General features: G+C 62.1%; 1 protein-coding gene and 1 pseudogene. Both read right to left on the reverse strand.

The genetic code is table 11. From position 1 onward, the window contains the following. On the reverse strand, nt 1-344 hold a 344-nt coding region (locus tag G3I78_RS49140), incomplete at its 3' end, for a cbb3-type cytochrome c oxidase subunit I (protein ID WP_343244043.1). Further along, a pseudogene (locus G3I78_RS52660) lies at nt 341-420 on the reverse strand (cytochrome C oxidase subunit II); the annotation flags it as partial. The pseudogene G3I78_RS52660 and the gene G3I78_RS49140, both read right to left, overlap by 4 nt.

Below are 420 nucleotides of genomic sequence, written 5' to 3' on the forward strand. Positions count from 1 at the left end.
GCGCCGATCTGCAGCGGCATGATCCAGTTCGTGAAGCCCGCGAAGAGCGGGGTGGCGAACATCAGCAGCATGATCGTGCCATGCATGGTGAACGCCTGGTTGAACTGCTCGTTCGACATGATCTGCGTGCCCGGACGGGCCAGCTCGGCGCGCATGAAGAGCGCCAGCAGACCGCCGATGAGGAAGAACACGAACGACGTGACCAGGTACATCGTGCCGATGGTCTTGTGGTCGGTAGTGGTCAGCCACTTCACGACGACATTGCCCGGCTGCTTGCGCCGTACCGGCAGCTCGTTTTCATACGAGTCGGCGGCGGCACCCTGAGATTCGTTGAGGATGCTCACAGTTTGTTCGTCTCCGCATTCCGGGCCGGGTCAGTCTGCTTGATGCCGGCCGGGAGGAAGCCGGTCTGCCCCTTCT

This window comes from Streptomyces sp. SID13726 (genome assembly GCF_010548375.1).
Taxonomy (GTDB): Bacteria; Actinomycetota; Actinomycetes; order Streptomycetales; family Streptomycetaceae; genus Streptomyces.